1 protein-coding gene is annotated in these 436 nt (G+C 62.6%); it reads left to right on the forward strand.

Features of this window, described 5'->3' with window-relative positions:
- The coding region (locus QCE79_RS33990) for a type VI secretion system baseplate subunit TssF (RefSeq protein ID WP_309852020.1) at window positions 1-436 on the forward strand (436 nt) is incomplete at both ends.

Raw genomic sequence — 436 nt, forward strand, 5'->3', positions numbered from 1 at the left:
CAATGGCGAGTTGCAGCCGCTCGAGGGCGTTCAATTCGAAGGGGCGGGCTTTGGCCCGACTACGCGGCTGTGGCCGGTCACCGAGCCCGAGCGCGACCGAGCGCTGGATCGCGAGCAGACACTGCTGGAATATTTCGTGTTCCCGCAAAAATTCCACTTCGTCGATCTGTGCGGCTTCGACGCCTCGATGCTGCCGGCGGGCGAATCGCAGATGACGTTTGAAATCGAACTGAGCGGGCGCGTACCGGGTGATTATCCGGTGTGCCGCGAGAGCTTCCGTCTGTTCTGCACACCAGTGATCAACCTGTTCGAAGTGGATGTGCTGCCGCTGCGACCTACGGACTGGCATGATCGCGAACATCGCGTTCAACCCGGCGTGGCGGGGCACGTCGAGCCGTATCACGTGCTCGCAGTGACCGCCGCAGATCCGGAGGAC

The organism is Caballeronia sp. LZ003 (assembly GCF_031451465.1).
Lineage (GTDB): Bacteria > Pseudomonadota > Gammaproteobacteria > Burkholderiales > Burkholderiaceae > Caballeronia.